13 protein-coding genes, 1 tRNA gene and 1 rRNA gene are annotated in these 18758 nt (G+C 32.4%); 11 read left to right on the top strand and 4 right to left on the bottom strand.

Annotated features, from left to right (window positions below; genetic code table 11):
• Positions 1 to 139: 139 nt before the first annotated feature.
• Positions 140 to 249, top strand: a 5S ribosomal RNA gene (rrf, locus tag GQ47_RS13725).
• 359 nt (positions 250 to 608) lie between these two features.
• Here rrf and GQ47_RS13720 read toward each other — a convergent pair.
• Both GQ47_RS13720 and GQ47_RS13715 read right to left on the bottom strand, forming a co-directional pair.
• On the bottom strand, positions 609 to 1628 hold the full coding sequence (locus tag GQ47_RS13720) for a proline-specific peptidase family protein (RefSeq protein WP_193745225.1): 1020 nt from the start codon (positions 1626 to 1628) through the stop codon (positions 609 to 611).
• A gap of 703 nt (positions 1629 to 2331) precedes the next feature.
• Complete coding sequence (locus GQ47_RS13715) at positions 2332 to 4152, bottom strand: ATP-binding protein (RefSeq protein WP_035649322.1); 1821 nt, start codon at positions 4150 to 4152, stop codon at positions 2332 to 2334.
• A gap of 1066 nt (positions 4153 to 5218) precedes the next feature.
• Between GQ47_RS13715 and GQ47_RS13710 the strand changes: the two genes are divergently transcribed.
• The 5 genes from GQ47_RS13710 (at position 5219) to GQ47_RS23865 (ending at position 7787) form a co-directional block, all read left to right on the top strand.
• A complete protein-coding gene (locus GQ47_RS13710) occupies positions 5219 to 5635 on the top strand; it encodes a hypothetical protein (protein WP_035649320.1) in 417 nt (138 codons plus the stop codon).
• Between the two features lie 43 nt (positions 5636 to 5678).
• A complete protein-coding gene (locus GQ47_RS13705) occupies positions 5679 to 5960 on the top strand; it encodes a helix-turn-helix domain-containing protein (protein ID WP_035649504.1) in 282 nt (93 codons plus the stop codon).
• A gap of 79 nt (positions 5961 to 6039) precedes the next feature.
• Positions 6040 to 6807: a metallophosphoesterase gene (locus tag GQ47_RS13700; protein ID WP_035649317.1), complete on the top strand. Its 768-nt coding sequence runs from the start codon at positions 6040 to 6042 to the stop codon at positions 6805 to 6807.
• Between the two features lie 145 nt (positions 6808 to 6952).
• Positions 6953 to 7267 (top strand): HipA N-terminal domain-containing protein, encoded by a 315-nt coding sequence (locus GQ47_RS13695; protein ID WP_035649314.1) that lies wholly within the window; start codon positions 6953 to 6955, stop codon positions 7265 to 7267.
• Between the two features lie 307 nt (positions 7268 to 7574).
• A complete protein-coding gene (locus GQ47_RS23865; protein WP_081909354.1) occupies positions 7575 to 7787 on the top strand; it encodes a DUF1016 N-terminal domain-containing protein in 213 nt (70 codons plus the stop codon).
• A gap of 456 nt (positions 7788 to 8243) precedes the next feature.
• On the opposite strand, the gene GQ47_RS13690 is transcribed toward GQ47_RS23865, so the two are convergent.
• Positions 8244 to 8328: transfer RNA gene (locus tag GQ47_RS13690), tRNA-Ser, on the bottom strand.
• Positions 8329 to 9074: 746 nt separating this feature from the next.
• Between GQ47_RS13690 and GQ47_RS13685 the strand changes: the two genes are divergently transcribed.
• The 5 genes from GQ47_RS13685 (at position 9075) to GQ47_RS13665 (ending at position 16308) form a co-directional block, all read left to right on the top strand.
• Positions 9075 to 9428, top strand: coding sequence for a hypothetical protein (locus GQ47_RS13685; RefSeq protein ID WP_035649312.1), 354 nt, complete (start codon positions 9075 to 9077; stop codon positions 9426 to 9428).
• 253 nt (positions 9429 to 9681) lie between these two features.
• Complete coding sequence (locus GQ47_RS13680; RefSeq protein ID WP_035649310.1) at positions 9682 to 11373, top strand: DUF262 domain-containing protein; 1692 nt, start codon at positions 9682 to 9684, stop codon at positions 11371 to 11373.
• 8 nt (positions 11374 to 11381) lie between these two features.
• Positions 11382 to 13271, top strand: a complete 1890-nt coding sequence (locus GQ47_RS13675) for a DUF262 domain-containing protein (protein WP_035649308.1) — start codon at positions 11382 to 11384, stop codon at positions 13269 to 13271.
• A 102-nt stretch (positions 13272 to 13373) separates the two neighbouring features.
• Positions 13374 to 15284: an AAA family ATPase gene (locus GQ47_RS22900; protein ID WP_051951532.1), complete on the top strand. Its 1911-nt coding sequence runs from the start codon at positions 13374 to 13376 to the stop codon at positions 15282 to 15284.
• 130 nt (positions 15285 to 15414) lie between these two features.
• A complete protein-coding gene (locus tag GQ47_RS13665) occupies positions 15415 to 16308 on the top strand; it encodes a hypothetical protein (RefSeq protein WP_152561032.1) in 894 nt (297 codons plus the stop codon).
• Positions 16309 to 16839: 531 nt separating this feature from the next.
• Here the strand turns inward: GQ47_RS13665 and GQ47_RS13655 are convergent.
• Positions 16840 to 18756 (bottom strand): UvrD-helicase domain-containing protein, encoded by a 1917-nt coding sequence (locus tag GQ47_RS13655; protein ID WP_035649302.1) that lies wholly within the window; start codon positions 18754 to 18756, stop codon positions 16840 to 16842.
• Positions 18757 to 18758 lie beyond the last annotated feature (2 nt).

Genomic DNA, 18758 nt, shown 5'->3' with positions numbered 1-18758 from the left:
ACTTTCTAAACAAATACTTCTTTTCTTTATCTCAGTATGTTAAAATATTTGCCCGTCGCGGGCAGTGAATAGTAAAGAGTAAGTAGTGATTAGCTTAAAAACTAATTACTGATCACTAAGGACTAGTCACTAAAAACCTTAAGGTGGTTATTGCGGCGGGGCTCACCTCTTCCCATCCCGAACAGAGAAGTTAAGCCCGCCTGCGCAGATGGTACTGCAGTTTTGTGGGAGAGTATGTCGTCGCCTTTCTTTTGAGAATCCTTCCCGATTTATCGGGAGGGATTTTTTGTTTTACAACCGCTTTGGAGAAATCAATTTGCAGAGATATGCATTGAGTCTCAAGGTTGAACGTTGGGAATTTGAACTGCTTTGATTGTTTTGAAAATCAAAAAGATATTCTCTTTCAAAGCGCCTTAGGAATCGCAACTTTTTCAGAGTTTTTAATTATTTCTTTTATACTGAAAGCTCTTCTGAAATAGATTTTACAAAGAGTTCGCCAAAGGAACGTCATGAAAGGAAGTAAAAAAAACAGTTTTTGTTTTTAAGACAACTCTTTATGTAAATTTTTTAGAAGTTTCATTCTGTTGGAAATGAGTGATCAGTGCTTTTTATATTTTTTTTGTGTCAACATCATGGATAAAATTAATAACTCCCTTCATAAATATTTGTTGATCATCCCACATAGCAAGATGGCTTCCATTTGGGCAATATAAAAAACGTCCTTTTTTGACTAGTTTGCTTTGTTCTTCCATTGCTTTTGGATCCATTGTATCATATTTGGCTCCAATCATGAGAGTTGGCACTTCTATCTCATGTAAGCGATTTTTAATGTCCCATTTTGCTAAACGACCGCTGATTCCAAATTCACTTGGCCCTTGCATCATTGTATAGATTTCTCCATTTACGTGTTTTGATGCCCTATTTAGTCCGTCTGGCCATTCTTTTAATCGACATAAATGTTCGTGATAGAAGTTTGGAATTAAAAGCTCCATGTATCTTGGATTGTCAAAATCTTTTTTGGCTTCTAATGCTCTTATTTCAGTTAGTATTTCTGGCTTCATTTGCTTTGAAAGCACTTTTTCAGCGTATTTTCCATAGTCAGGGGCACTTGCCATCATGTTTGAAATTAACAACCCTTTTAGATTTTGCTGATATTTTAGAGCATATTCCATTGCAAGTATTCCGCCCCAGGAATTTCCTAAAACGTAGAAGTTTTCTTTATCTGCGTTAATTGCTTTGCGTACTTGTTCTACTTCTTCTACAAATCGTTCCGTGGTCCATAAAGTGCTGTCTTTTGGCTGATCGCTATAGTAGGATCCAAGTTGATCGTATTCATAAAATTCGAAGCCTTCTCGTTGGAAAAATGTTTCAAAGCATTCCATATATTCATGTGTCATTGCTGGGCCTCCATGTAATAAAAGTATCTTAATTTTTGGATTAGTTCCAAAACGTTTTGTCCATACTTTAAAATCTCCAACAGGTGTTTTAATTGGAATCATTTTTACCCCTGCAGATTCTAATGTGCTATTTTCTTTGTATGTAAAATAGTCAGTCAGCGATTGGGTGTGGTTTTCTTTCTGACAGGAAATTGTTAAACTGAGTAATAAAATAAGTAGTATGCGATACATTTTTATTTTTGTTTAAGAGGTTTTTACTGTAGTTTCTTTTACACTAAAATACAAAATAAAAGTGAATGATTGAAAATTTGAAAATATTGGTTTTTCTAGCTTTAAATTTAATGTGTTGATTCTTTTAATGATTGTTTTGTTCTGCGGAACTGGATGCTTGTTTTTAGTAGATTTTCATTATTCAATATATAAGCTTTTTGAAGTTCATTAATTGAGGGAGCGCGCAAACTTGGTTTTGGAATTACGCATTATTCTACGGCTTAAATGAATAAAGAGTGGTTTTTTTATGGTTGAACTTGTATCGAAATTAAACTTTGTGATTAATTAAAAAAAATGTCACTTCAGTATAAAGCAAAAAAAAACCTCAATAAAAATATTGAGGTTTTGAAATTCAGCGGAGAAAGAGGGATTCGAACCTAAGCTCCGTATCCCGCTCTTATACTGCATTTTCCTATATTTTTTACCTGCTGTGCCACGATTATGCCACAAACTTTAAAACACGCTTTTTTACGTCGTAATGTCTTGTTTTTTAACAGGTTATAGTTCTGTTTTTTTTTAATATGACAAAAATAGACTTTTTTATGTTATAAGTAACATTTTAGAAAATTTTATATATCAATTAAAAGGCAGTTGGAAATGTTTGAACTTAATTTAAATATGTAAAATATTTATATTTTACATTAATGAAAGAAGTACATTTATATTAAACAGCTTTGTAAGCCTGGTCGGGATGATTTGGCATATCTATTATTGTATGCTGTAATCTGCCTTCATCTTTCATCGGCAGGATATAGTTTCGATAAATGTAATTTTCATTTCTATTAAGTATTAGAGCTATCTGTTTTGCAGAATAGCTTTTAAAACTGCATATTTTATAAACTATATCTTTTATTTTATTTTGATCATTTTCTCTAACTCCTAGGTTGGATATTTGTTCTCTTATATCAGAAGGTAGCTCCTGTGTTAGATCATAGGGTTCTGTTGTAAGATCATTAGCTTCTGTGTTAAGATCATTAGGTTCTGTGTTAGGAACATCATCATCTGTGTTAAGAACTCCACCAGTAGTATAATATGTAGATCTTCCTTTTCCTTTTTGTTCAATAAGACCTTTGTCTCGGAGACTTCTTAATTCATTACTTGCTTTTAATACATCACATGCATTTAATTGTCGATATGTTGAATTATCAATGGCACCAGCTTCTCTAATGAAAATCAATCCTTTTTTCTGCTCAGTATTTAACTCATATTCAGCAAAAGTATTTAGCCATTGAAGGTCACTTTCATTAAGAAAATGATGCAGTAAAAGGCGAGTGGTAAATAAATTTGCGGTGTGGTCACTTTCAAATGTCGGCGGTGCTAGGGAGGATTTTTCCATTAAAATTCTCATTGTCCTTATACCACTCCCTTTTGTTTCTGCAAGATTGGTTTCGTGAAAAATGGATGCAATAAACGGATTTCTGTTTTTAGAACCTGGTTCACCTAGCTGCTCTTCCGGCTTTAATGAAAACCCTGGATTTTTAATTTCTAGTCTATTGCCGTAGCGAATAATTTGTATCGGCTGATTTTCCCTATAAGTTCTATGTATAAAAGCATTCACAAGTGCTTCACGCAGAACTTTAGAAGGCAGACCAATAGCAGAAGCCTGCAACTCTCCATCCCCTAAAAGAAATCCTTTAGGGAGATCATCAGCAATTGCACTAAATACTCTTTGAACCAATTCAATAAGCGGACCTCTCATATCTATTGTTGTAAACCTGTTTTCAGGATCTTCAACCCATTCATTACCTGGTACTCTAATGTAATCTATACGTACCATCGGTAGTAATCTTCTTAGGGCAGGACGTTTTCCAAAAACAAGTAGTCCTGTATAGGTTAGTTTCCATTCGTCCTTATCTTTTTTTACACATCCTAAAGATCTTAATAAATCAAAATCAGAATAGTTTAACTCCTCAGCATATTCATTTACTTTTGACCTTAAACTTTTGTATAAAGAAATTGCTTCTTCACTGACATCATCAAGACTAGTATCTTTTACAATAATACTATCTAAACTATCTTCTTTATTATAGAATATAAATAGATCATCTTCGGTGCATCGCTGGTCACTTGAACCAATTCTTCTGTAAGCGCCTTGAGGCAAGCCCTTTTTTTTGAAATAAAGAGGTTTTTGTCCATCAGGTAATTCTTTTACAAACATTTTTAGGACTAACTTTCCATTGGGCATTTTCTCTATTTCAATTTCTGGTCTAACAGGCTGATTAAATAATGTCGCTGTTTGAGAAGCTATATCTAATTGTAATTTGTCTGGATTTGTAATTCCTTCAACTATATAATTTTGAAATAAGGTGCTTTCGTCTTTAACCACTCCTAAAACTATTAATCCTCCTCCTAAGCCCGGCTCGTTGGAGAAAGCACAAATAGTTTCCATTATAGATGTGTCAATTTCGCTCCCTCTTTTGGCTTCAATTGTTGTACATTCGTCAGTAATATTTATATGTTCTAAAATATCTTTAATAAGCTCCATGAAATAATTTTAGCAAGTATAAAGCAAAAATAATCAACTTTTTGTCAATTCAATTTTTAAAGGTCTTTTTAAATTTAACTTTCAAAAAATTACTGATCTTAGGTCATAAAAGATTTGATTGTAAAGAACAACTTTATAATTTAAGATTGCTAATGTTTAATTATTGGCTGATTTAGGTCCTAAGATTTGTCCAAATATTTTTAAAACCAGATTTGCATTGGATATCTAACCATGGTCAGTTTATCTTATAAAATTAAAGTTATACTTGTTTAAGACTTGAGTCACGTCTTAATGTTTTCGCTTTTTTATAAAAAATGAAATTGAATGGAATTCATTCTTATATGTTCTTTGGTAACCCAATTATGAACGACATAATTATATGCTTTTAGATATAAAAAAAACAGTTACAGCAAAATTATATGCTTTAAGATATAAAATACAATCCAGCTATCTTTATAGTGTATAGAAGATGTGTTGCATAATTGATTTTTTTGTTTAGAATAATGGCTGAGCTACAAATTTTTAAAGTTAATACAACTTAATGAAGTGCTATCTACAAATTTTTGCATTTATAAGGTATATAATTTACAAAAAATTGCAGTTATCTATCTAATTATGTTCATGTGAATATTTTCACTTCGTATTCGTGAACAAATACAGCTACCCAAAAAAGATCTTTTTCGGTTCAACTTCTTTAGTTATTTTCTTATTTAATGTAATGTGTTCACTATATCTGGCTGTTCATTCAGAATGAACAGCCAGATATAGTGAACAAGGTTAATTGAGACTCTATAATTTGAAAAAAATAATTCCGCTAATATGTACTTAAAAGAAGAGAGCAAGAATTACTTTTAATTATTTGAGTTTTTGTAAATGTTTAATAATTAATGAAGTAAAATATGGTAAGTGTGACAAAAGACACATATAATATCGATGCCTAAAAGTATTTTAGCATTGTTTAAAATCAAATCGGTTTTATGAGGTTAATAACTTACGACCATTATTTTTGATTCCGGAACCCAAACATTTGGAGTATAAAGCAATTTAGGAAGAATAAATTATTTAAATGAAAAAAGCTAAGACCTATGAAATTTTCGATAATTTTTTTAAACTCGACCAGAGATTAAATAAAATAGAAAACTTAGTACTCATAAACGAGTATCGTAATGATTTACTGTTAGCTGAAAAGTGCAGAAGTACTTACAGTAAAAGTGAGCTTGCAATCCTTTTCTATGTCTTGATGGATGAGGGTATTTTATTTTTTGATTCAAGTGATGCGAAAAAAAATAGGATCAGTTTTCAGGAATTTTTAAGTGAAAATTTTTCATATAGAGATAATGAAGGAATTCAGAAAAAAATAACTAGAATAAGCAGACAGTTTTCTGAGTGCAAAGGTTATACTTATAAAGAGAAACAGATAAAATTTTTAGATGACTTGATTGGGATATTGATGGAGAGAAAAAGAAAACTTGAGAACTGGTAAGCTGGGGATGAAAAAAATTATAACATTAACAAATAATTCAATTATGACAAAGAAAGAAAAGAGACAGGCTTTTATAATGGAGATTAAAAATATTATAGATCCTTTAATGTTAAAACTAGAGTTAATCGATTCAAAAATAAGTAAAGGGAAAACCTTGAGACCTGCATATTACAGAAATGAGGATTTAAAAAAGATATTTGGGCTGTCTAATAATACTATTATAAAATACCGGCAGACGGGAGTGCTTCCATATACCAAATTGGGAGATATATTTTTATACGACAGTGTAAAAATTGAGGAAACTCTTCGTGAGAATAGTATCTGAATGAATCATTTTTTTAATAACAATATATAGAGTAACTGTCTTTCTTTTTGAGAGTCTTGGTTCTTTTAGAAATAATAATATGGAGATAAACAGAATTCAATATGCTTCAGATCTGCATTTGGAGTTTATTAAAAACAAAGAATTTATGAGAGATAATCCCTTAATTCCAAACGGAGATATCTTAATTTTGGCAGGAGATATTGTACCTTTTGCGCTCATGGATAAACATCAGGATTTTTTTGATTTCTTATCCGATAATTTCCAGATGACATATTGGATTCCTGGAAATCATGAATATTACTATTTTGATGCTCTTCTTAAAACAGGAACTTTTTATGAAAAGATTAAAAATAATGTAATCCTTCTAAATAATTATGTTGTAGAATATGATAATTTAAAACTGGTTTTCTCGACTCTATGGTCGCACATAAGTCCAGTTTCCCGATTAAATATTGAAAGAGGACTTAGTGATTTTCATGTTATTAAATACAATGGGTCAAGGTTTTCAGCAGATGAATATAATAAGCTTTATTTTGATAGTTTAGATTTTATTACTAAAGTTCTAGAGGTTGCAGATTCTAAGAAAATTATTATCACAACTCATCATGTTCCGACTTTTAAAGAATATCCAAAAATGTATGAGAATAGTCCCTTGAATGAGGCTTTTGCTGTCGAGCTTTCAGAACTTATTCAGCGGTCAAAACCAATGTACTGGATTTACGGTCACAGTCATTATAATACTGCGAATTTTGTAATTGGAAATACTAACATGGTTACTAATCAGCTTGGATATATTCAACGAGGAGAACATGAATTGTTTAAAGCTGATAAAGTTTTAATCATTTAAAGAACAGTAAAGTTTTTTTTGAGTAATATAGTTAATGACTTTACTGAGTATTCTTTCCTTTGTCATTTTAAATATAACTAGTGGAAAATTTGAAATTATAAAAGATTTAATTTTTGAAATTAGATTATGAGTCAATCAATAAATTATGAGAAAAGCAGTAGTATATATGCATGACGTAAGAGCCGGACTTCTTTCCGAAGAAGAATTTGGTAAATATAGTTTTACATATGATAATGCTTACAACTTGGAGCCTGTTTCCCTCACTATGCCTACAGGGCAGAGAAGATATTCTTTTTCTGAGTTTCCGCCTTTCTTTGAAGGGCTTCTTCCAGAAGGAATTATGCTTGAGAGATTTTTAAGGAGGTATAAAATTGATAAAAATGATTATTTTTCGCAGCTTATTGCTGCAGGTGGAGATTTGGTAGGAGCAGTAACGGTTAAAGCAGCTGATAATCAATAGGTGTATTATACGTAATAAGTGTGAAAGCCGTAGTTTAAACAATTATTTTTGTTCAATAATCAATAGATAATCGGAAATATTCCGATTATCTATTGATTAAGATACATTTTATTTCAGAAATATAATCAGCTATAAGTTTGTAATTTTGTATTGTATTGATAATTTCTATAATGTTGCCAATGTTGTTATTTCAGACAAAACAAAAAACTGTATTGCAGAATTCAAGAATTTAACGTATGAAATAAAAGTCATTAATGTGGTATTTTAATTTAGTTTCAATTCAAACCAATAGTGCCATTACTATTTTATTTGGCAAGTTGTTAATCATGTCAATCAAGATATTCTAGAAAACAAGCGTGCTGAATATGCAAAACAAATTGTGTCGACACTGTCGACACAATTGAAAGAACAATACGGTAGCAATTTTGGACTAAGAAATTTGAGACGTATGATGCAGTTTGCCGCACAATTTACGGATTTACAAATTGTCGTAACACTGTCACGACAATTGAGTTGGTAATACTTCATAGAGTTAATACCCATCAAAAAACCAGAAGCCAAGTTATTCTATGCAAATCAAGCAAATAGTCATTTAACGAGTGTGAGAGATTTGCGAAAGCAAATTGTAGCCAAAACTTTTGAACCAACAGCTATAGAAAAAATTCAAACAATTCTATCGGAACAAAATCTACAATACACCTTCACTCCGATTTGAACCATACTTCGGAATAGTTGGCTGTAGTTGCTTTCAATAGGGGATTGAAAGTTGTGCCACGATTCTGCCACAAAATATATAAGTGAAATTTTGTGGCGCAGTACGCTCTATTCCCGATGCGCCACGAATGTGCCACAAAAGTATTTATTCTAAATCTCTAAAGTGTAAAAAAGAAAACCCTGCAGATCTAATGATTTGCAGGGTTGTTAATTTTTAAGGCTTTTTCAATAAGTCTACATATGCTAAACTTTTAGCCTTCAGCGGAGGAAGAGGGATTCGAACCCCCGGACCTGTTACAGTCAACAGTTTTCAAGACTGCCGCATTCGACCGCTCTGCCATTCCTCCAATATGTCGCAATCATTTCTTCATTGCGGGTGCAAAGATAAAATGTTTTTTCAATTCAAGAAATATTTTTGATGTTTTTATAAAGGAAATAATTTTTATGCACGTCTTTAACTTTAATTTCTGGCTAACTGTTTATGAAATAGAAGGTATGAGTTTAATAATTTTGATCGTGCAAAAAATGCCAGAGTACATTGTGTCGCTTATATGTGACAAAATCTTTGGAATATCAATCTTTATTATTCTTTGAGTATAGTTTTATTTGACTAATTTAATTGTGTTTATAATTGTAAATGTTTGTAAATGTGTTGATTATGTCTAAAAATATTATTCGTTCATAAAATGTTAAAAATTATAAAATTGGTACATACAGGATTATTTAGGATGGGGATTTAGACGTTTAAATCATCAATAGAGCTGTTATTATAAGATCTGACTTAGAATTGGAGTCAACGATTCGGTAAATTAAGCTAAGACAACTGGGATTAGCTACACCTTCAAAACTACTCTTCTCTATATAAGTAAAGACTACTTGAAAAAGCCGATACTACCATAATCAATAATATGAAGCTTATTGAAACTCATGCAACCTTTTAAATGAAAAATACGGAAGTAGTATCAATACAGAATTATTCCTGGATACGGTTTTCCGTAATGTAATTATGAAAGGAATAATTTAATTTGTATTGTATATGCATTAAGGAAAATTAATCTTATCAATATGAATATTCATGACGCTCTAAATATAGTTGACGCCTTTAAAAACCAAAGCCTTAAAAGAAACCTTTAGGCATTTAGAGAAATTAGACAATACAATAGTCAGATCTGATTTCGAAAATATTTTTCTGGCTGCCAATATAATTAAAGACGCTTCATTTCAAATTGATGAAATAGTTCATGCCTTGGGCATTATGATTGCAAAAGAAGTTTTGCTAAATGAAAATAAAGAAGAGCAGCTAGAATATTTGTCTCTTGGCGCTGGAAATCATAAGGAACGTTTTGATATGGAAAACAATCTGCGAATTGCTGAGTTCAAATTTGGAAAATGGAATGAAAAAAACGCTAACGGTATAAGACGACGTGCCTATTCAGTAATTATGTAAGTTTACTTACCTCTAATGATTATCGACGTAAATATTTTGTAATGGAAGATAAAACATCTTTCTTGGAATTTATAACAGGAAAAGTAACGTGGAGAAATGTATTGAGTAAGAATCCGTCAAGTTTTAAAATACTGGAAATTTTTTTAATTCACAATTAAAAAGAAGTATTTAGTTATTGTGGGTGAAATTTTAAGGAATATCAGCAAGAAGTAACGATAGCAGATTATAATCAAGTAATAGAAAATACACATTAATGTCAAATTTTAAAAATTTAAAAGAATACTTCAGTGATACCAGAAAATTTGTGGTTCCCTATTATCAAAGAGGTTACAAATGGAGTTTGCAAAAAAATGTCAAACGTGGTGATTTGCATTTATCATTACTACTACAGGATTTTAAAGATGAATTTCACAATGCAGTTCGTGATGAAAAAATAATTCCTAATTATGAATATTATTTACAGGGAATTACAGCTAAAGAGACTACAGATTCAATAGAACTCGTTGATGGGCAGCAGCGTACCACTTCTTTATATATCTTGTTTTGTGTGCTACACAGCAAAGGGATGAAGCTTCAAATTAACTTAGAAGATAAATTCCATTATTCAGTAAGGGATGATGCAAATCATGTAGTTCAAGGATTCTTAAAAGGCCACTGTGATGGTGATGAAAATATTCAGGATATTGCTGCTTTAAAAAAAGCATGGAATCTATGTGAAGATAAAATACAAGGATTAGAAAATTTACAATTATTTACGGATTTCATTCAGGAAAATATTAAAATTATCTACATCAAACTTGATGAAAATCAGGATGAAACTAAGGTCTTTTCAATGATGAACAAAGATAAAGCAGAAATGACTCAAACCGATTTGGTTAAATCTAATTTGTTACGAGAGGCATCACGTCAGTTATTTACAGAACTAAGTGAAGATTCAAACAATGAGGGTTTGGAATGGCAAGTAAACCAGCTGCGATCAAAATTTGCAATAGAATGGGACAATTGGAGAAAATGGTGGGAAAATAAAAAACATATTGAATTTTGCAGTCTCTTAGAGTTAAAGAAAAATACTAAAGATACAGAACCGGGTCTGGTAATTCTCTGCAGGCTTTATATCCGATTTAATAAGGCTACAATAGCCAGTGCCGAAAATGGATTATTTGAATATTTCAAAAACGAAATAGCGAATAAAGATCAAACGATAATTGAGGCGATAGAAGTTTTTAAAAAAATGAGATTACTTCAAAATATATTGCAGGAATGGTATAACAATGTTAGTATCCACAATCATTTGGGACTCTTATTTAAAGGTTGCGGCTTAAGGAATAAAGAGGAAAGAGTACTAGATTTGGTTCAGAGATATATTGATGATAAAAAAAACTTCGAAGCCTATTTAAAAAGTGAATATATCAAAGAAATCCTCGATGGAACTTCAAAGGACGATTTTATTAAATCAATTGTAGAACATCCGGATGTATATCATAATAAATATGCAATAGTGGCAAGGCAGTTACTTCGCATGAATGTAATGCGAACCAACAAACAGTTTCAAAAATTTGATTTTTCCCTGTACGAAGAACAGTCTTATAATCTGCCCGAGGATTTTGCAAAAGCAAACAAACGCAGTTTAGAGCATATAAAACCTCAAAAATATAATAACATAACAAATTTAAGTCTTAGCGAATTAGAGAAACTCAACAGCCTGACCAATACAGTTGGTAACTTAGTACTAGTACCAAGTGGATTGAACAGTAAATTGAGTAACGAATCATTTGAAGACAAGAAAGAACTGCTTTTTGAAGGAATTATAAATTCGAAAACTAAAAATTATGGACTCTGGCTCCATACCTTGTCAATTTTTGGGAGTCACACACAGTGGCAGGTCAAAGAAATTGAAAAAAATGCCACTGAATTTAAAACGGAATTCGATACTTTCTTTAAATAATACAATCTATGAATCAAGGAACATTCAATACGCTAGGTGATGTATTAAAAAATGAAAATAAAATTATAATTCCTGATCTGCAGAGGGATTACTGCTGGGGTACAGTGCTTACAAATCACAATAAAAAAAGCTTGACCTATAATTTCACAAACGAGTTAATCAAGGAAGCTGAAAGTAAATTAAAATACAATGAGTTTTCCTATGGTATTATTTATACTTATGAATATCCTGAGGGTTTTCTTTATCTGTGTGATGGACAGCAAAGACTTACAACATTATACTTAATTATTGGAGTTTTAAATTGTTATCAGCAAAATGATACATTAAGCGGCCTTTTGCAATTTAAAAACGGACAGCCAAGACTAAGTTATGAAGTGCGAAACACTACGGACTATTTTATTAATGATCTGGTTAATTTTACCTTTAATTGTAAGGAAGTAACAGACCTGGCAGATGTTTCTAAAACAAGCTGGTTCAGGGACAACTACAAAGACGATCCATCTATTAAAAATATTCTCGCTGCTCTGACAGACATAAGCAATCTAATTAATGCTGTTAATTTCAAGGCTGTTACTGATTTTATTTTAAATAAAATCGGCTTTGTCTATATCAACCTTGAAGCTAAAGAACAGGGATCAAAACAAACCTATTCAAAAATTAGGGAATACGGTGAGAAAATGTACGAGATTGTCAATACCTGCGGAGATCCAATGGAGGCAAATGAGCATCAAAAATCAGTACTTTTATCAAAAGTAGCAGGCGGGAGTAAAAAGGACTGGACTACAAAATGGGAAATCTGGCAGGATTTTTTTTGGATAAACAGAGGGTTACAATTAAGCGCGGATGAAGGATTTAACGAGTTTTTATCCTGGATAAAAAAAATAGAAGCAACCCAGGGGTATTCAATAGAAACTGTCGAAGAATATTTTAAAGCTTTTTTCTTACTGATGACCGTTCAGCAAAAAATGCTCACCCATAGAAATGGTAAGATCATAAACTTAAAAGAGGAATTTGAACGAATTCAGAGGCCAAATTTAATGGTTTTATACCCGTGCTTAATCTATTTGAAAAACTCCAGTGAGGTAAAGTTTGACGGAAAAAAATATTTCATAGCGCATGAGAATGTAAATTACGATGAATTGTTTCGATACATGCGCTTTTTCTCAAATATTTCAAGAAATACAGAATCAATTGATACAGCAATTAAACTGGCCAAAGAAAATGGACATAATGATGTAATTAACTTTATAAAAATAGAATCAGATGAATTCAAAACTATTTTAACTAAAGAGGAAATTAAAAAATTAATGATTTATGCAAATTCCAATGATAACACAGAGCGCGAAAATATTGAAAATAAATTTTGGCTGGCCGAAGATCATAGTTATTTCAATGGGATAATAGAACCGCTTTTTAAATGGGTCGAGATTATAAAACCAGATCATTTCAGTGATTTTGCATTGGCGGAATTCGAAAAATCATATCAATTTTTCTTGGAGCTGATCAACAAAAAGAACATGGAGAAACTGCGTATTGCAATACTTCTTTACAGTGAGAGTTTTTCTGATTTCAGAGAAGGATGGTCCTGGGGGCGTGAGCGGATTTATTTAGGTATTGATACTGATTTTACTTTTTGGAGAAAGTGGATTGCTTCGAGGGAATTAGAAAAAATTATTGCGCTATTTGCCAATGATCAGATTTTAGATGAAATTATTGCCCAAGAACTCAATAGGCAAACCGATAAAGATCGAAAAACTATTATTGAATATTTGTTTAATATTGCTCCTGGTTTTTGGCCATGGAACAATTCCAAGCGTTATTTCATCTATGAAAAAGATATATGTTTTCCAAATGGGGTGCAGGCAAAGGAAAATACCGCCAGGAAAACAATTCTTTAGCTAATTAAGATTTGCTCTCATTTTTGTTTGCCTATATTCTATTTTAGCTAAAACAATACATTAAACAAACACCTGCTCTTAGCAGTCATATTAAAATAATTTATGGAAATACTATACGCTTATATAGATCAATACAAAGGTTTGAATCAGATGAATCTTAATTTTGGCGGTCAATACAGGTTCACCTTTGATAAAGAAAAGGAAACATTGAATTTCAAAGAAAATAAAATGTTTATTGATAACTTCTATAATATCAGTCAACAAGGTGCAGATATAGTAAACGTAAGTTCTATAATAGGGGAAAATGGAACCGGGAAATCCTCCATTCTGCATTTTATAAAAGATAATTTATCCAGTGGTAAGAATCTTGAATATCCAATTGTTTTAGTGGTAAAAACAGAAGGTAAAATTAAAATTTTTTCCACTTACCAAAAGATAAAAATTGATAATGCTGCTTTTGAAATAGAGATCATTATTAACCCTACACAAGATCAAATCATAAGTTTTGGATATGATTTTAGAGGTTTGGAAGCAACCGATATTATTTACTTTTCAAACATCTTTGATGGTACTCCAGGAGGCAGTATTAGTGGTCTTCATGATATTTCCACCAATGGTCTTATTTATGAGGATTATAAAAACAATGTTGATCAAAGAGTTATCAGTCCCCAAGAAGATCACATCGCTATTTTTCTCGGGGAGGATATTGACAGACAGATAGTTCTAATTACAAGTGATATTCCACGTGATCTTTTCCCATTTAGATTACCCGAGACACTAATGATAAGTATTTATGAAATTCTAAATAGTTTCAAAAAAGACAGTAATGAATATATAGAATTTGAGAAACTTAAACAAGTCATTACAGGGCATTATGTGGCTGAGTATTTCAAAGTTGATGAAATGGCTGTCATAGAAAATACATCCGGGTTACATATAAATTACTTGATTGCAGCAGTGCTGGAAAATCTCGTACGTGAATTGCTTCAGGTGCAGGCGCAAGGAGAAAACCTGGGTTTTGAGTTTAAATTTTCAGGTGATTTTATTGTAAATGAGGACAAACTGGTTCAATATATAAAATATGAGGAGCGAATTGCTTACTTTTTTGAACAAGTACAACTGCAGCTGCAAAATAGCAATCCCAGGATTTCATATCTGGACACGCTTATTTCAAATAGCTTAGAGTTTGTGAACTTTATACAGGAAAACCGTGCCAAGTTATTTAATTACTCTGTTGACCGCAGAAATCCGGCAGTTTATATGAATGTTTATGATGGTGAGGTTTCCAATGAAGAATTTTTAAAGAATTTTATACAGTTCTACAGAAAGACCTTTAAAATTAATCGATATTTAAAGTTTTCTTGGAGAAATCTAAGTACTGGGGAAAATGCACTGCTTAATATTTATTCAAGGTTTTATTGCTTATCAAACAAAGCTGAGAATGCGGTGAATTTAGAGAAGCATCTCATTATTTTAATTGACGAAGGAGATACATATCTGCATCCGGCATGGCAGAAAAAAATACTGTTTAATCTCCTTGAGTTCTTGCCAGTTGCTTATTCTAATCCTTCAAGAGAAAGAACCATACAGATCATTTTAACCACGAATTCGGCAATTCCCGCATCAGATTTTTTGAATTATAACACCATTTTTCTTCAGAAACAAGGCGATGAGGTGCTTGATTACAACACTATTGTAAAAGATTCGCTAAATGAACAGAAAGCAACATTTGCCGCCAATATCCATACTCTTCTCTCGGATTCATTCTTTATTTCAAATGGTCTAAGAGGGGATTTTGCTAATTATAAAATTAATGAGGTGCTGAATTTTCTACAAGGCACTTCAAAAAAGAAATTGAATGAGGATGAGATTTTTCGCCTCATAGAGCAAATCGGGGAGCCCTTGATCAAGAATAGCTTAAGAGAATTATATTTTCAGAAATTTCCCGTGGCAATAAGTAATGAAATTAAAAGATTAACTGAACTTCAAAAAAAATATGATCTCAATAGATAAATCTGTCCTGGATGAGTGCATACGTGTTTTTGGTGCAGATTTGGAAAAGCAGCGAAAGGAAATTAGACACAACCTTTTGCAGGTTAAATCAAATTACTTTGATCAGCTGGACTCAAAACAAAAACGCTTTTTGAAAAAGATAATTCAAAAGATTTCGGTATGTAATCTTATGTCGGCCGATCAGGATCGAATTTTAGATCTGATAACCGAACTGGGAGAGACTCCCAAATCAAAGAATACCATAAAACTCGCTGATGCAGATAAAAAGAATTCTTCAGGAAAGCCCATTAATAATATTAGCTTTCATGATCTTTTAGTTTTAAAATTTAACTACTCAGCTTACAGAGGAAATTTTTATCCAAGATTATTCAGCAGACTGGGCATTAAATCTTGTGTTTACTGCAATTCCCAACTGGCATTGAATGTGGAGAAAAATACTTATACACAAGCGGGAAAATTAAATGGTCGATTAAAAGTTGCCAAATATCAATTAGATCATGCTTATTCGAAGGCTGATTACCCGTATTTAAGCGCTACTATCTACAATCTTTATCCTTGCTGTGCGGTATGTAATAATGTAAAACGAAAGAAAAAAGTGAATTTTAAGCTGTACGGCGACGCTCAATTGCAGAGTAATTATACCTTTTCTTTAAAAGACAGTCTCACGGAGTATATGCTTTGCTATGATCCCGAAAAGCTGATGGTATATTTTGATGATCCTGATAAGCCACTTCAAAATAGAGAAGGAAAAGGATCATTGGAGGATACTTTTCATATAAGCAGTATTTACAATGCACAGAAGGATCTTGCAGAAGAAATTATAATCAGGACCCAGATTTATAATCAGACCTACAGGAAAGATCTGGAGGAATCATTTAGAACTTTATTTCCAGGAAGCGGATTTTCAATAGAACGTTTCTTTTTAGGGACTTATCCGGATTCCAAAGATATTCACCGCAGACCTCTATCTAAATTTACGCAAGATATTTCTAAGGAAGTTTCCAGGTTAAGCTCTGAGAGTTAAAAGAACGTGCAGCGGGAAGTCAAATTAGTTATTTTCAATAGAAAAAATGTGCTTAATGCCTGAGGAACTCTTCCCGCTTTTGCGTTCTGATCTTTTGTGTCGAACCCCGGAGCAAAAGGATTTCCAGGGAAATAAACCAATTTTTAGCGTCGTTAGAACAACAAATCTTTCAATGCTTGTAAGAAAAGTAATTTATCTATTCTGGGTGTATTTAAAATGGTTTTTAATTTTGGATAGGGACGCTCCGCCATTTGAAACTTGGCAGAGAAGTGTTTGAATTTAATGGATTAAGTGCAAGATGAAGATTTGAACGTAAGGATTGTGTTATAAAATTTGAAATATCAAATTAATGATAAATTCACCTTAGCTTTTTTTTTGTGGCACTTTTGGAGGCAACTCCACCTTTCTAATTCTCCAATTGTAATTAACATATCCATTTCTCTATTTAAATTTATAAATGAATATAAGCTTAGGAAAAATTTGATACTTAGATTCGCGTTTAGGAGAAGTTATCCGCCTAAGCATAAAAAATTAATTGGCTAATACAATGTCAATAGTGGTTTCATTCTTAACGTCCTGTGGATGAAATATTCCGGTTGCTAAGACTGCTTCCGTGGCTGCCTGAATATCAGCAGCAAAAAGAATTACTGCTAAATCTTTAAGTGACCTCGAACAGCAAACATATAGTAATCTCCTTGTTCGGTCTAAAGTAGTTTCCTGGCCTGCATCTAAATTTGAATTATCTCTATCTGATAGATCTTTAATTCCTAAAAGTTTTTCGTAAGAATAGGATGATGACCGTCGCCCTTCCTCGTCATCTAGTATCACTACAACCCTCATAAATTCATCCCCTTTAATACCGTGCTGCGTTGAAAAGGGCGATTCTTCATTGATATATATGCTATAACCCCAAACTTCTTTTACTGGACAATTTAAATAAGCAGCAATAACTCTATCGGTTATAGTAACATCCTCGTCATCTGCTTCAATTTCAGGGGCATCACCAATTCGGGTGCTAATACGCTCATCTAATGAAATCAAACCATACTCATTCAAATAATTTAAAACATCGACGACCGTTGCATTGCTTGTATCACTAAGAAGATTATTTAGTTCGCCTAAATGAGTTTTAATTTCGCGCAAAATGACCAAAGGCTCATTTTCAGGAGCTGAAAGATATGATTTCTGCATAATCGGACAATATTTCTTTAATAATTCAACAACTAAGAAATCTTTTCTATCCCGAAATGCAGACACAAGTGGTAAAATGTATCTTTGAAAAGGAAGTAAAGCCCAATTGCTACCTTCGCTAAAACTCATTGAAAGACTATCGGTAGTACCGTCTTTAAAAATGGAATATAACGCAGGAAATCCTAGCCTGGTTGCAGCAATTCTATGCTCAATTACAAGAACTTTTACATCAGCAATCTTTTCATCAGAAACCCATAAAGGATCGGCTAACTGTATCGAAAGGTATTCTCTAACCTTCGCTAACTTTGCTGCTCTTCTGTCATCAGCTTGCATGATGAATATTTGCGCACTTCCTTCAACTGGCAAAGGGTTTCCCTCTATCAATTCGACCCTTCCACCATTTTGCTGTAAATTATCACCAGCTGCTCTGATGTTATTAATAGTCCGTAAAACAGATGTCGAACATCTAAAATTTTCAGGCTTTTGGATTTCTTGCCAGCCTTTTTCGAGTGTTATTGCTCCAGAGCCAGTGTGATAGATTTTTTGCATTGGGTCTCCGAAGAATCCTAAGCAAAAATCTTCTACATTATGTTCTACCTGTTTCATTGCATCTACAAACTCGCCGATTGTATCTTGGCTCTCATCAATGAAGAAGTAAGGAAATCTACTAGCAAGGATTATTTGCAATAGCGGACTAGCAGTAATTAAGGACGGCCCCATACTGATAATATCACTATGACCTAATATTCCTTCCAAATAATTACTACCTGTCTCATAAGTAAATGAAGGTACATTGTCTATATTGGCATCAATGTACATGTATCTTGCAGTATCTCTAGCATTATTCTCTCGAGTAGTCTGGCGAGTTCTATTTGAAAAATTTTGTCGATCTATCTCAAATTCTTCTAGTTTGGATTTTATTTTAGCTTTAACCCAAATTTTAATATCCTTTTGAAAAGGCCTTAAAAGCTCCCAAAGAAATGAGTGAATAGTTGAAACTCGGAAAAAAGGATCATGTCCGACATCATCTAAAATTTCCTTTTCCGCTACAGTCGTATAAGTAATACATGCAATTTTTTTGCCCTGCTGGCGTAAAGTTTTGCCCTCTGTGTCGTCTATGTACTTTAGAGCTTTAATTAATGATGTGGTTTTCCCTGAACCTGCGCCAGCAACTATAACAAAACTGTTTTTAGCTGCAAGGCATTTTCTTAATTCGATGTCAGCCGGAGTATCCGGTTTATTTATTCTTCCACTCATAA

This window comes from Flavobacterium sp. ASV13, from assembly GCF_000745775.1.
Taxonomy (GTDB): Bacteria; Bacteroidota; Bacteroidia; order Flavobacteriales; family Flavobacteriaceae; genus Flavobacterium.
The sequence above is the reverse complement of the archived record's forward strand: the minus strand, read 5'-3'. Positions and strand labels throughout refer to the sequence as shown.

Bases quoted from the DNA above. Each gene is read 5' to 3' on its own strand.
- GQ47_RS13720 (WP_193745225.1), bottom strand. From the start codon at position 1,628: ATGTATCGCATACTACTTATTTTATTACTCAGTTTAACAATTTCCTGT.
- GQ47_RS13715 (WP_035649322.1), bottom strand. From the start codon at position 4,152: ATGGAGCTTATTAAAGATATTTTAGAACATATAAATATTACTGACGAA.
- GQ47_RS13710 (WP_035649320.1), top strand. From the start codon at position 5,219: ATGAAAAAAGCTAAGACCTATGAAATTTTCGATAATTTTTTTAAACTC.
- GQ47_RS13705 (WP_035649504.1), top strand. From the start codon at position 5,679: ATGACAAAGAAAGAAAAGAGACAGGCTTTTATAATGGAGATTAAAAAT.
- GQ47_RS13700 (WP_035649317.1), top strand. From the start codon at position 6,040: ATGGAGATAAACAGAATTCAATATGCTTCAGATCTGCATTTGGAGTTT.
- GQ47_RS13695 (WP_035649314.1), top strand. From the start codon at position 6,953: ATGAGAAAAGCAGTAGTATATATGCATGACGTAAGAGCCGGACTTCTT.
- GQ47_RS13680 (WP_035649310.1), top strand. From the start codon at position 9,682: ATGTCAAATTTTAAAAATTTAAAAGAATACTTCAGTGATACCAGAAAA.
- GQ47_RS13675 (WP_035649308.1), top strand. From the start codon at position 11,382: ATGAATCAAGGAACATTCAATACGCTAGGTGATGTATTAAAAAATGAA.
- GQ47_RS22900 (WP_051951532.1), top strand. From the start codon at position 13,374: ATGGAAATACTATACGCTTATATAGATCAATACAAAGGTTTGAATCAG.
- GQ47_RS13655 (WP_035649302.1), bottom strand. From the start codon at position 18,756: ATGAGTGGAAGAATAAATAAACCGGATACTCCGGCTGACATCGAATTA.